The 11,422-nt window shown below is 58.3% G+C and carries 10 protein-coding genes; 1 reads left to right on the top strand and 9 read right to left on the bottom strand.

The features are described 5' to 3' along the window. The first annotated feature begins 210 nt into the window (after positions 1 to 210). Complete coding sequence (locus tag DXC52_RS09345; RefSeq protein WP_117747030.1) at positions 211 to 1,317, top strand: ATP-binding protein; 1,107 nt, start codon at positions 211 to 213, stop codon at positions 1,315 to 1,317. A gap of 195 nt (positions 1,318 to 1,512) precedes the next feature. Here the strand turns inward: DXC52_RS09345 and DXC52_RS09340 are convergent, their stop codons facing one another. The 9 genes from DXC52_RS09340 to DXC52_RS09300 all read right to left on the bottom strand — a co-directional run bounded on the left by DXC52_RS09340 (position 1,513) and on the right by DXC52_RS09300 (position 11,208). Then, positions 1,513 to 2,157, bottom strand: coding sequence for a DUF4867 family protein (locus DXC52_RS09340; protein WP_117747029.1), 645 nt, complete (start codon positions 2,155 to 2,157; stop codon positions 1,513 to 1,515). A 125-nt stretch (positions 2,158 to 2,282) separates the two neighbouring features. Beyond that, positions 2,283 to 3,263, bottom strand: coding sequence for an alpha/beta hydrolase (locus DXC52_RS09335; protein ID WP_117747028.1), 981 nt, complete (start codon positions 3,261 to 3,263; stop codon positions 2,283 to 2,285). 104 nt (positions 3,264 to 3,367) lie between these two features. Beyond that, the gene (locus DXC52_RS09330) at positions 3,368 to 4,738 is read right to left on the bottom strand and encodes a PTS transporter subunit EIIC (RefSeq protein ID WP_158554644.1); all 1,371 of its coding nucleotides are present in this window, start codon (positions 4,736 to 4,738) and stop codon (positions 3,368 to 3,370) included. Positions 4,739 to 4,806: 68 nt separating this feature from the next. After that, the gene (locus DXC52_RS09325) at positions 4,807 to 5,646 is read right to left on the bottom strand and encodes a PRD domain-containing protein (protein ID WP_117747026.1); all 840 of its coding nucleotides are present in this window, start codon (positions 5,644 to 5,646) and stop codon (positions 4,807 to 4,809) included. 200 nt (positions 5,647 to 5,846) lie between these two features. Beyond that, entirely contained in the window at positions 5,847 to 6,335 is a 489-nt protein-coding gene (locus DXC52_RS09320; RefSeq protein ID WP_117747025.1) for an S-ribosylhomocysteine lyase, read from the bottom strand. A gap of 152 nt (positions 6,336 to 6,487) precedes the next feature. Next, entirely contained in the window at positions 6,488 to 7,978 is a 1,491-nt protein-coding gene (locus DXC52_RS09315) for a glycerol kinase GlpK (protein ID WP_199409511.1), read from the bottom strand. A 56-nt stretch (positions 7,979 to 8,034) separates the two neighbouring features. Then, positions 8,035 to 8,976, bottom strand: a complete 942-nt coding sequence (locus DXC52_RS09310; RefSeq protein WP_117747023.1) for a transketolase family protein — start codon at positions 8,974 to 8,976, stop codon at positions 8,035 to 8,037. Next, a complete protein-coding gene (locus DXC52_RS09305; protein ID WP_199409510.1) occupies positions 8,969 to 9,805 on the bottom strand; it encodes a transketolase in 837 nt (278 codons plus the stop codon). The genes DXC52_RS09310 and DXC52_RS09305 overlap by 8 nt, the downstream gene beginning before the upstream one ends. 2 nt (positions 9,806 to 9,807) lie before the next feature. After that, entirely contained in the window at positions 9,808 to 11,208 is a 1,401-nt protein-coding gene (locus DXC52_RS09300; protein WP_117747022.1) for an L-fucose/L-arabinose isomerase family protein, read from the bottom strand. Between the last annotated feature and the right edge of the window lie 214 nt (positions 11,209 to 11,422).

Below are 11,422 nucleotides of genomic sequence, written 5' to 3'. Positions count from 1 at the left end.
TGCCGCGCCCCGCAGTGCCCGCTTCCCCCGAGAACAATTATCAGTGCAGGTAGCTTACCTGGCATGTTCCGGCGTGGTCAGACTAAGCCAAAAAGTCTACTCACTTGCAAAAAAGGGCGCCTCCACAACAGCGAAGGCGCCCTCGGCTGGCAGACCATTTGACTGAATAGGAAAGAAAGGAAAAAATAGGAAAGAAAGGAAAGGAGACTTATGACTGAAACCATCTTCTCCCCCTCATTTGGAAATCGCCCATCCTATCTCGTCGGGCGCGAAACTGTAATTTCGACATTCATATCCGGCCTTGAGCAGGAACCGGGCAATCGCGACCGAGCCATGCTCATGCTTGGACAGCGAGGCAGCGGCAAGACAGTTCTTCTGTGGGAACTTGCCGACCGCGCACGCAAGCTCGGCTTTGTTGTCGCCACGCCTACCGTAGCCTCCGAGGATATGCTCGAGCGCATTGTCGAGAAAATCCAAGAAGCAGGCAAACCTTACGTCAACAAACGCCGCCTTCCCAAACTCGCGAGCGGCAGCCTAAGTGTTTTCGGGCTCTCGGCAGGCCTCGAGTTCACACGAGACGTGCAGGAGACCAAGAGCTTTCAGTTCAAGCTCACGCAGCTCGCGCGCAAACTGACCGAGCAGGGGCACGGCATCCTCATCCTCATCGACGAGCTCCAAGCAAATTCACCCGAGATCAGACAGCTCGTCACCGCCTATCAAGAGCTGGTCGGCGAACGACTCAACGTCGCGCTCGTCATGGCGGGCCTTCCGGGAGCCGTCTGCGCAACACTCAATGACCGTGTGCTGACATTTCTCAACCGCGCTCGAAAGGTCACGCTCGAGCCACTTTCGGTCGGAGATGTCGATACCTATTACCAGCGGGCTTTCGATGAGCTCGGCCTTGATATTCCAAGCGATCTTCGCCTCCGTGCCGCTCGCGCAACCCAAGGCTCGCCCTATATGCTGCAACTCATCGGCTATAACATCGCCAATCGCTGCAGGACAGGCGAACGTGCGACGCAAGGGTTAATCGACGGAGCCATCGAGGCGTCGAAAGTCGATTTCGAAAACGATGTGTGCGAAACGACGCTCGCCGCGCTGTCAGACCAAGACGTCGCGTTTCTCTCCGCAATGACTGATGACGAAGACGCTGTGTCTCGCATTTCTGATGTTGCGAAGCGCATGTCAGTCACACCCGACTATGCGCAAAAGTATCGCCGGCGCCTCATCGACGCCGGCGTTATCGAGCAGGCGCGCCGCGGCTACGTGCGCTTCGCCGTCCCCTATATGGCTGACTACCTGCGCAGTCAGCTGTAGGAAAACCACCACGAAGGGGACAGGCACCTTTGTGATGTTTTTGACCGGTTTGTCTCGGTCTGTAACAGTTAGACCGTCAAAACCGAGCCTAGTGTTACAGATTGAGATTTTCGGGCAGCCCCCTGCAGTTTGTCTCGTTCTGTAACAGGTAGAGACGATTTTGGCTGCTAGATGTTACAGGATTGAGACGAAGCGCTAGTCGCAGGTGATGTCGAGGTTTTTGCCGGTTAGGCCTACGTAGCCGCCCTCGGCTGCTTTGGGACTATCGGCGTGGCAGAGGACCCACTTGTCGGCCTTCCAGTAGCAGTAGCTGTCGCCGGCGGCGGACATGTTGGCAGCGGCCTCGGGACGCGGACCATTGGTGCCGGCGGGCAGCGCTACCATTACCTGGAAGCCACCGTCGTCGACCATGCACGGCGTGTAGTGCAGCGTCGTGGCGTAGACCTCGACGAGCGTGCCGGCCGGCGCGCGGAAGGCCTTGACCTGCGCGGTATCGAGCTTGCCGTCGACGATCTGCTCGCGCTTGGCCAGCAGCAGGATAAAATCGCGGGCGCCCAGGTTGAACTCGCTGGCGCGGTGATACTCCAGGCAGTTGAGCTTCGTGTTACGGCCGTTGCACCAGCCCAGCTGGAAGGGGCGGCCGCCGTACATGAGCAGACCGAGCGTGTCGGCACCTTCGACCTGTTCCAGCTCGGGCGCGGAGGCCACATACTTGCTACCCTCGGGAATGGGCGTGGCGGAAAGTGCCTCGACAAGCGGAGCTGTCAGGCTGGAGGGTACGTCGTCCCACACGCGGCCGTAGGACTTGAACTCGGAATCGGTAACAGAGTAGATATGCATGTTCGCTCCTGTTCGTAAATGTGACTATATAAACATTCTAGAACATTAGCCGTCTTTTGATGGAGTCAATACCGCAAACAACACGCACCAGAGTCACATGGGCAAAAGGGCGGCGTGTATTTTACTTAGCCGAGATAGCCCTTAAGGAACTCAACGACACCCGAGCACCAGTGATCAGTTTCCGGCGCATGAGGTTTCATTAACGCATGTCCTCCTTCTGGATACACAATCTCCTCGTGGTGCACCCCAGCCGCATCCAGTGCGTCAACCATCTTTCCGAGATTGCCGGGCGATACGACATCATCGTCGGCGCATTGCCAAAGATATGTCGGCGGATACCGTTCCCACACATGTTGATCAATGCAGAAATCATCAATCGCATCGTGCCCAGCTCCACCGCACACCGAATCAAGAAATCTATGGTCTGACGCACATTCGGACTCATGAAGGTCAATCGGGGCGTAACACAGAACCAAAGCTTTTGGCGGCTCGCATCCGTAAGATGCAAACCCCTTGTTATCCGTCCCCCACTCGGCGGTCAAATGCGCGCCAGCGGAAAAACCGATAACCGCATATTTTTTGTCCACATTAAATCGCGTTGAATTCTCGAGGACAAAACGGACTGCGCGATTAAGGTCATCGATCGGACGCGGCATCAGCGGCTCGACCCTCACCCTGTATGACAACACAAACACGTTATAGCCCGCATCGTTGAGCTCGGGAGCAACGGGAAAACCTTCCATTTGGTGACAAACGCTCTGATAGCCCCCACCCGAAATCGCGATAACGAATGGCGCCCCCGGTCGCCCCGGAAAGAAAAACAGCTTTGCGTTGCGCCGGGTCGGATCGCGAATACAATCGGCTTCATCCCAAATATCGTATGCAACCTGCCTCCCGTCATCCGCAAGCTCAACAATCCGATTCAACCCGCGCAGAACACGAGTAACTTCATACGGATTAGTGTCGGAATTCAAATGGGCCGCGATGGGCTTATTCCACATGCGCTCCCAAGTTGAAGGTCGGCAAAGCATGAGATGCTCACCGAACCCAGCGAACTCAGGAAGAAGTGCGATTTCTCCAAATGTCATATCGGCAGTAATTGTCATAACCAGTCACTCCAAAAACGAGGTGGGCTCGCGCAGATCAATCGCAAGCCCACCATATGCAATCTGCCGCGGGGTTTTCAGCAGCTTACATTCCGAATAATTGTCTATTCCGCCGACGTGTCTGCATCAGGGCGATACATGATGTAGACGAGGACGAAGGTAAGAATAAAACCAACGACATTGCAAAGGATCGCACCAATAAGGCTGCTCATATCACCGGAAGGATTCATGTAGCCGGGGAAGCTGAAAATACCACTCGACGTCATAACGAACGTGCGGGTATTGAAGATAGCCGGGATAACAGCGCTAATTGCACCAGAAATCATGGAAGCGACGATGATCTTCTTGTGCTCCAAAACTATGCCATACAGGGCAGGTTCTGTAATTCCGCACAGGCTCGTAATGGCACAGCTGAATCCAAGGCTCTTTTCGCTCGGATCCTTCGAGCGGAAAGCAAACGCCAAGCAAGCGCCGACGACACCCATGCTACCGCAAAGAAGTCCAAGGATAGGGTCGGAACCGACGGTCATAATATTGTTGATGGAGATCACAATGAGGGCCCAATGGAGTCCAAGAGGAATCATGACGAGGCCAAATATCGGTCCAAGAATAACGCCGCAAAGAATGGGACTGAACTGATAGACCGCCAGTACGGCAGTCGCAAGCAAGGAGCTCGCCTGTTGGATAACCGGGCCAACCACAAGAAGCGAGATGGGGGCAGCAATAGCAACTGTCAGGAACGGAACGAGTGCAAATGCCAAAGCATCGGGAAGAACCGCACGCAGCCACTTATAAAGAACGGATGCGAACCAAGCCGCCACGATAGCGGGAAACACCGTCGAGGCATAGCTCACCATCGTGAACTTCATGCCGAACAAATCCAGCGCATCACCAGCTCCAGCTGCGGCAACAAAAGTCGGGTAAAGCAGGATTGCACCGAGCACCGCACCGATATATTGATCGATTCCAAAGAATTTGGCCGCAGACGATCCGACGAGAACGGGCAAGAAATACATGCTGGCGTTTCCCATGCCGTACAGCAGGGTATAAATTCCGCTCTCAGCGGAAACGACACCTGCCGTCGTCAGGATACTAAGGACGGCGTTTATCATTCCGCATGCAATCAAGGCGGGAAGAACGGGCATCATGATGCCGCTGATCAGCTTCATCAGCTTTCCCAGAAAACCTTTGGTCTCGCCTTCATCTGCCGCGGACTTCCCGGTGTCAACCCCGGTTTCCTTTGCAACGATTTCGTAGACCTTATCGACCTTGGGCCCCACAATCACTTGGTATTGCCCTGCTGAATGGCGAATATCGATCACACCATCGATTGCCTTGACTTTTGCATCATCTACGATGCTTTCGTCCTTAAGATTGAACCTTAAACGAGTCATGCAGTGGGCTACAAATGTAACGTTTTCTGCACCGCCCACCATCTCGAGAATCTCGGCAGCGAGCTTGGTTGTATCTGCCATAAATACCATTTCTCCCATGTTGTGTTTTATATGTAACCATCGGCAAAGCGCGCACCTTCGCCGACCAATTACCTAGCTTTCGATGCGATTCGATTGATATGCATCATCAGATAGAGTCTTTCTTCGTCTATAAGTTCTTGGCCCGTCAGCCGGCTGAGAACAGAAGCGATGTCATCGGCGCACGCCGATGCCACCGGATAATCATCTTTGAGCGAGAGATACATCTTGCGGTTGTCGCTTACGATACTTTCGCCAGAGTTCAACCTATTGAATAGGTACTGAAGGTGGGTTGCGAACCTTGCATAATCGAAGCCCTCCCGATCAACTTGAATACCAAGCCGTCTTTCAACAGCAATAGTTGATTCTTCGAGAACGCGATCGTAAACGTCCGTGCCAAACTCTTCAGCCAGCTCACATGAATCCGAATCGGCCATGTTATTGATAAACGCCATGGCAATTCCAACTGTCTCATGAGCGGGAAGCCTAACATTGAGACGTTTCCTGATTATTCGAAGCGCGTACTCGCCGATTTTGAATTCGACGGGATATTGTTGGCGAACATCAAAAGACAAGGGCATATGGACAACAATGTTTTGCTCCTTGCGCTTAATTGCATACGCGATATGGTCCGCAAGAATAAACGGCAAATTAGGGCTTACTTCATAGGGAAGCAGTCCTGTCGACATATCAATAACATCCGAGGTCAGCTCGAGAAGTTCATCCGAGACTTCATCAATGAGAGCGATGTAGCGGGAACTAACGTTATAGAACGTTCGTTGAATCTCCGAGAGCGGTAATTCATCGCCAACGTCCTTAAACCCCAGGCCACGCCCGAATGCCACCAGCTGCCTGCCATTTCCGTCGATGCAGAGGACAGCGCTGGTGTTAATTCGTTTAACGATTTCCATGTGTCCCCCTTAAACAAAACAAGGCTCCCGAAGCAGAATCCGACAATCAATGTCGACAGATGCTGCTTCAGGAGCCTTGCCTGAATATCACTCTGGTTGCCAGTTTAAGCGAAACACCGTAAATGACCTCGTGTAAACATTACTAAACAGTTAAACGGTCGATATCTCCATGTGAACGGTTTAGAAGCAGAAGGCAATCCTTACGCCTGCTGGTAGTGCAGGTGCTTCTCGTCGATATCGGCCAGGTCGCGGTCGAGGTAGCGGCGCGCGAGCCAGTTTGCCATGGGAAGGTTCTGATCCAGGTAGTTGCCGCACTCCTCGGGAGCGGCACCGGGGACATCGCCCTCAAAGTCGGCGACGAACTCAAAGAGCTCGCGCACGAGCGGCAGGATCTCCTCGCTCGTCACCTCGCCAAACACGACCAGGTAAAAGCCCGTGCGGCAGCCCATGGGGCCAAAGTAGACGATTCGGCTCGACCACTCGGCGTGATTACGCAGAAACGTCGCGCCCAGGTGCTCGATGGTATGGCACTCGGCCGTGTTCATGACCGGCTCTTTATTGGGCGTGGTCAGACGCAGGTCAAAGGTGGTGACGGCAGCGCCGGTCGCCGAATCGCGGTCGATGCGACTCACGTATACGCCGGGCTCAAGCAGCAGATGATCGACAGAAAAGCTCGCAATGCGCTCCATGGCAGATCCTCTCGATAGTCAATTTGGGACGGGGCTCTTTTAGCTGGTTCGAATGGTCACGCCAATCATACCAGTCAAAAAAGCCCCGTCCCAAATTAGCCGCCTGGGACGAGGACCGATGATTATTTGATCCCCGTCCCAGAAAAATCATGCTAGGCGGTGTACGAGATAGTCGCGGCCACTGCATGGCGCCAGCCGGCGATCTTTTTGGCTCGCTCGTCAGTGGGCATCGACGGCTCCACGATGCCACGGGCGCCGTAGACGTCGACGACATCGCGCGTATACATGCCCAGCGCGATACCGCAGGCCCAAGCCGCGCCCAGACCGCTCATCTCGTCGTTGCTCGCAATGCGGATGGGCGAGCCGACCAAATCGCTCTCAAACTGCATCAGGTACGCGTCGCGCGTGGGGCCGCCGTCAACACGAAGCTCGGCAAGCGCCGCGCCCGAATCCTCGACCATCGCATCAATGACGTCAAAAATCTGATAGGCGATCGACTCGTCGGCAGCCTTTACGAACTCCGCGCGGCCCGTGGTGCGTGTCATACCAAAAACGCATCCCTCGGCATCACTTGCCCAGTGCGGCGCACCCAGGCCGGTAAACGCCGGCACAAAGTAGACATGGCTCGCCGGGTTGGCGGCGTAGCACAGGTCGGTGACCTCCTCGGGGTTGTTGATGAGCTCCAGGTCGTCGCGCAGCCAGGTCTTGACGGCGCCGGCGTAGCTCACGTTGCCCTCGAGTACATACTCGGTCACGCCATCCATACGCCACGCAAGCGAGCTCGAAAGCCCGTGCGAGCTGGCGACAAACTCGTTGCCGACGTTCATCATGACCGAGCTACCGGTGCCATAGGTCGCTTTGGCCATGCCGCGGCTGTGGCAACCCTGCGCAAACAGGGCCGCATGGCTGTCGCCCAGCACGCCGTGCACCGGCACAGGCGCGGGCAAAAAGCCATCCAGGTCCGTTGTGCCAAACAGACCGTCGGAATCAGTCACCTGCGGCAGGCAGGCCGGATCGATGCCAAAGGCCTCGCACACCGGCTCGCTCCAGCAGCCACGGCGCAGGTCGAAGAGCTGCGTGCGGCTGGCATTGGACCAGTCACAGCGAAACTCCGCGCCGCCCGTGAGCGTCCAGACCACCCAGGCATCGATGGTGCCCAGACACAGCTCACCCGACGCCGCGGCCTCGGCAGCCGCCGGAACGTTCGCGAGGATCCAAGCCATCTTGCCCGCCGGATAGTAAGGCGAGAGCACCAGGCCCGTCGTGTCGCGCACCAGCTCGGTCACGCCCTCGCGGGCGGCCAGCTCGTCACACAGTTCACGGGCGCGGGCGCACTGCCACACCACGGCGTCGCACAGCGGCTCGCCCGTCGCACGGTTCCAGGCAACGGTGGTCTCACGCTGGTTAGAAATGCCAATGCCGGCGACGTCGGCCGGGTCGACCCCGGTCTCCTCCACCACGGCGCGCGCCACGGCCAGAACGTTGGCCGCGATCTCGGCCGGATCATGGCTCACCCAGCCGGCCTCGTTGACGATCTGGCGATGCGCGCGGTCGGCACGATGAATCAGATGGCCGCCCTCGTCCACCAGCAGCGCCTTGGTGCCCTGCGTGGATTGATCGATTCCGATGATGTAGCGGCCCATGGCCACCCCTTTCAAAATGAATGTGACAAAGGGACTGTCCCTTTGTCACATTCCAATTACTCTGCGGGAAGGAACTCGGCGACCGTCTTGGCAATGCCTTCGCCGGTGAGGCCGTAGTGCGCAAAGACCTCGGGGCTCGTGCCGGTGATGACCGGCGCGTCGGGCAGGCTCAGGCACTTGACCGGACGCGGGCAATGCTCGCCCACGACCTGCGCGACCATGGAACCCAGGCCACCGAAGGGGCTGTGCTCCTCGACGGTCACGACGGCGCGCGTGGCCCCGGCGGCCTCAATCACGGCCTCGGCGTCGAGCGGCTTCACACAGTACATGTCGAGCACCGTTGCCGAAATGCCCTGCTCGGCCAGCAGGTCGGCGGCGACCACGGCATGGCGAACCATCTCGCCGGTGGCGACGATCGTCACATCGGTGCCGCGGCGCACCCAGGTGGCGCGATCCATCTGAAACGGGCACTCGCCCTCGGTGTACACGTCCTCGACCGGGTTGCGGCCCACGCGGATGTAGGCCGGCTTGTTGTCGGCGACCAAGGCGCGCACGAGCTCGGCGGTCTGGAAGCGATCGCTCGGCAGATACACGCGCATATTGGGAATCGCGCTCATGGCGGCGATATCCTGAGCGGAATGGTGGCTCATACCCAGGGCGCCGTAGGACACGCCGCCCGAGATGCCGATGAGCTTGACGTTGGTGTTGGAGTACGAAACGTCGACCTTGCACTGCTCATACGAACGCGTGGTCACAAAGGACGCCGGCGAGGCGGCCCAGGCCTTCTTGCCGCACGAAGCCATGCCGGCGGCGATGCTCACCAGGTCCTGCTCGGCGATGCCGACCTCAACGGACTGCTGGGGATACTGATCGAAGAACGGCGTGAGCGATGCGGAGCCGCGGGAGTCGGAGCACAGGACGACGATGTCCTTATCGGTCTCGGCGGCCTCGAGCAGCGTGTCGCAGATAACCTTGCGGTTGGCGATCTTGTTAGCCATTGATGGCCTCCTTATGGGCAGCGAAATCGGCGATGATCTGGGCATATTCCTCGTCGTTGGGCAGGTGGTGATGCCAGCCGGCCTTGTCCTCCATGACGGGCGAGCCGTAGCCCTTCACCGTGTTGAGGATGATGACCGTGGGCTTACCCTTGGTCTCGGCCGCAAGCGTCAGCGCGGCGTCGATGGCATGGACGTCGTTGCCCGGAATGGACAGCACGTTCCAACCGAAGGCGGCCCAGCGCTCCTCCTGCGAGTCCTGCTTCATGACGTCCTCGGTGCTGCCGCTGATCTGCAGACGGTTGCGGTCCACGAGCGCGCACAGGTTATCGAGCTGGTAGTTGCCGCCACTCATGGCGCCCTCCCAGACCGAGCCCTCGGCAAGCTCGCCGTCGCCCATGATGGTGTAGACGCGGTAGTCGCGACCGTCCATCTTGCCGGCAAGTGCCATGCCCACCGCCACGGGCAGGCCGTGGCCGAGCGAACCGGAGTTCATCTCGATGCCCTTGAGCTTGTTGTTGGGATGGCCGATGTAGGGGCTGCCGAACCTGGAGAAGCGGGCCTTGACGTCGTCGAGGTCCAGGTAGCCCTCGTGACACAGCACCGCGTAGTAGGCCTCCATGGCGTGGCCCTTGGAGAGCACGAAGCGATCGCGGTTGGGATCGTCGACGGTCTCGGGCGAAATGTTCAGATGGTTGGCGTAGAGGGTCATGAGGGCGTCGATCACCGACATGTCGCCGCCGATGTGGCCGCCGGCGCCGGCCATGATGATGTCGACGCAATCGCGGCGGAGGTCCCAGCGCAGGGACTCAAGCTCTTCGATAGTTGCCATTTCTACTCTCCTCGCAGGTAGGCTTTGACGTCTTCTTCGATGGGGTCGTACAGGTCGGGCTGGATGCCGATGTACTTGCATGCCTCGTAGAGCACCGGCACCACGTTGGCGTGGATGGCCACGCAGTGGTGGATGTAGGGGCCCTCGACGATCTTTGCCTCGAGGCGCTTGAGGTTCTCGACCTCGACCCACAGGTAGGTGCCCATACCGGCCGGGCCGTCGATGCCGCGGGCATTGCCCAGCAGCAGCGAGTACTCGCCGTTGTCGCCTTCAAAGCGGGCAAGGGTGAGGTCGCCGTGCTTGGCCTCGGCCGTCAGCGCGCCGGGGTGATCGAAGGCCAGCGGATAGGTGAGCTTGGGCTTGACGGCCGCGCAGCTGCAGGGCCAGGGGCCGCAGTGCTGCAACAGCTCGCCGTTCTCGTTGTCGGGATGGCGGACGGTCCAGTCGGCGAACATGCCGCGGTGACGGCCAAGATCGGCGGCCTCGACCATGAGCGCGGTGATGGCGCCGTGGATGTCGGTCTCGCAGACGACGGGGATACCCATCTCGTTGAGGATGGCGTTGGCGGCGCAGGGCATAATGCCCAGCTCGTCCTGCAGGGCGTTCCAGCACTGGATGGCGCCGGCGTTGCAGCCGTACTTCTCGACCAGACGCTTCATGGCGATGGCGAGTCCTGCGACCGCGGGGACCTTGTCCTCGGGGATGCAGATCTCAAAGCTGTCGGCGATGTGGGCGAGCATGGCGGCCATGGCTTGCTCGTCGGCCTGGGCGTCGCGCACGGCCTGAACAAGCTCGGTCATGGGGATGGGCGAAAGCTGGATGTTGAACTTCTCGAGCAGCTCGCCCTCGTTGCACATGGTCGACCAGAAGTCGAACGGGCGGGTGGCCATCTGCAGGATGCGGGTGTGCTTGAAGGTCTTAACGACGTTGCACACGGCCAGGAAGTCCCAGACGCCGCGCTCGAACTCGGGATCAGTCAGGCGGCAGTTGGTCATGTAGGTGAAGGGGACCTGGAAGCGGCGCAGGACCTTGCCGGTGGCGAACAGGCCGCACTGGCTGTCGCGCAGGCGGGTGCCGTCGGGCTCGGGGCGCTCGTCGCGCGGGCCCCACAGCAGCACGGGCAGACCGAGCTCGCGGGCAAGGCGGGCGCAGACGTACTCGGTACCAAAGTTGGCGTGGCACAGCATGATGCCGTCGACGCCCTCGGCGCGGAACTTCTTGACGATAGGCTCGATATGGCTGTCGTCGAACAGCAGGCCCTCGTCGTTGATGTCGTCGATATCAACGATGTCGACGCCGATCTCGCGCAGACGGTCAGCCGTCAGACCACGATACTTGATCGCGTCCGGCGCGCTAAAGATGCTGCGGCGCGTAGGCACAAAACCGAGCTTGATCTTATCCATGTACGTCCTCCCCTAGTCACATGTTCAGTAAACAGACGCATGTTTCGTTTTGTTCTGTTTACTAAATGTTTTACTCTTATGTTTATTAGTTTAGCGCGAAATACCTGTAAACGGTAGAGAAATCAGCCTAAACGGTATGTAAACAAACTGAACATACAAGGGAAATCAGAACCACCCTTAAAAAGGGTGGTTTGCTCTTAGGGTATAACCCACG

Source organism: Collinsella sp. TF05-9AC, from assembly GCF_003438495.1.
Classification (GTDB): domain Bacteria; phylum Actinomycetota; class Coriobacteriia; order Coriobacteriales; family Coriobacteriaceae; genus Collinsella.
This window is presented reverse-complemented; position numbering and strand designations above follow the sequence as displayed.

Coding starts and splice junctions, on each gene's coding strand:
- DXC52_RS09345 (WP_117747030.1), top strand. CDS start 211: ATGACTGAAACCATCTTCTCCCCCTCATTTGGAAATCGCCCATCCTAT.
- DXC52_RS09340 (WP_117747029.1), bottom strand. CDS start 2,157: ATGCATATCTACTCTGTTACCGATTCCGAGTTCAAGTCCTACGGCCGC.
- DXC52_RS09335 (WP_117747028.1), bottom strand. CDS start 3,263: ATGACAATTACTGCCGATATGACATTTGGAGAAATCGCACTTCTTCCT.
- DXC52_RS09330 (WP_158554644.1), bottom strand. CDS start 4,738: ATGGCAGATACAACCAAGCTCGCTGCCGAGATTCTCGAGATGGTGGGC.
- DXC52_RS09325 (WP_117747026.1), bottom strand. CDS start 5,646: ATGGAAATCGTTAAACGAATTAACACCAGCGCTGTCCTCTGCATCGAC.
- DXC52_RS09320 (WP_117747025.1), bottom strand. CDS start 6,335: ATGGAGCGCATTGCGAGCTTTTCTGTCGATCATCTGCTGCTTGAGCCC.
- DXC52_RS09315 (WP_199409511.1), bottom strand. CDS start 7,978: ATGGGCCGCTACATCATCGGAATCGATCAATCCACGCAGGGCACCAAG.
- DXC52_RS09310 (WP_117747023.1), bottom strand. CDS start 8,976: ATGGCTAACAAGATCGCCAACCGCAAGGTTATCTGCGACACGCTGCTC.
- DXC52_RS09305 (WP_199409510.1), bottom strand. CDS start 9,805: ATGGCAACTATCGAAGAGCTTGAGTCCCTGCGCTGGGACCTCCGCCGC.
- DXC52_RS09300 (WP_117747022.1), bottom strand. CDS start 11,208: ATGGATAAGATCAAGCTCGGTTTTGTGCCTACGCGCCGCAGCATCTTT.